The sequence below is a fragment of the Rothia sp. 27098_8_161 genome (genome assembly GCF_041432905.1).
Classification (GTDB): Bacteria; Actinomycetota; Actinomycetes; order Actinomycetales; family Micrococcaceae; genus Rothia.
In genome coordinates this window covers 1-949 of sequence record NZ_JAPWAL010000063.1, presented here as the reverse complement: position 1 = coordinate 949, position 949 = coordinate 1, and the positions used below count along the sequence as shown (strand labels likewise).

The 949-nt window shown below is 58.5% G+C and carries 1 protein-coding gene and 1 pseudogene; one reads left to right on the top strand and one right to left on the bottom strand.

The genetic code is table 11. From position 1 onward, the window contains the following. The coding region (locus tag O3648_RS08400) for a PIG-L family deacetylase (RefSeq protein WP_371569593.1) at positions 1-341 on the bottom strand (341 nt) is incomplete at its 3' end. Between the two features lie 417 nt (positions 342-758). Here O3648_RS08400 and O3648_RS08395 point away from each other — a divergent pair. Then, positions 759-949 (top strand): annotated as a pseudogene (locus O3648_RS08395) (transcription elongation factor GreA); the annotation flags it as partial.

Genomic DNA, 949 nt, shown 5'->3' with positions numbered 1-949 from the left:
AAGAAGCCAATCCAACGGTGTTCAATACCCATAATCTCGCGGGCAACCGCCATCTCAGCGCGGCGCAGACCCGGCAGGTCACGGTGCGCACGCGGGCTCTTAGCAATCTCCTCATTCAGGATGTCACCACGCTCGCCGCCGGTCATCGTCGCCACCATGAAGCGGGCACCACGGGCAATATACGCCGAAGCAGTACCGGCGCCCTTGGAGGACTCGTCATCCGGGTGCGCGTGCACCGCGAGGATGCGCAGACCAGTGTAGTTCTCATCCAGCGGTTTGAGGGAGTCCACGGGAGGGTGAGTCGGCAGGTTTGCCTTCAGCTGTTCAATGGCTTCGCTCACGGTGGTCTCCTTTATGTGATGCGCCAGGATGCGGATAATATGTCTGTGACTCGCAAATGCGAGCACTACGCGGCAGAAATTTTACGGCTGTAGCTTCTCGTATGATACCCAAGGATAGCGCCAGTGCACTAGCGCAAATGACACCGTGTGACATCCTGAAATACCCCACCTTATCAGCAGATTCACGGGCAAGAAACAGGCTGATGCTGGCAGAACGTTCAGCTACCGGCATGCGTACCGATGAAGATGCGCTCAGAGGGGAAGATACGACCGGCGTAACAGCCGAAAATCCTCCAGTGCTCTAGAATAGGTCTGTTGATTCATTCCGTTACCGCCTCCCCGCCTTTTTCTATGGCGCACGGTAGCGGGTTTATTCGTTTCGCACCGGCAGAGCCGGCGCATAAGCAAAGGACACACATGGCTGAAAACACCGGTGCATGGCTCACTCAGGACGCCTTCGACCGCCTCACCGAGGAGCTGGAGCACCTCTCCGGCCCGTACCGCCAGGAAATTGTTGACCGCATCGCGCAGGCACGCGATGAGGGTGACCTCCGCGAGAACGGCGGCTACCACGCTGCACGTGACGAGCAGGCTAAGAACGAGGCACG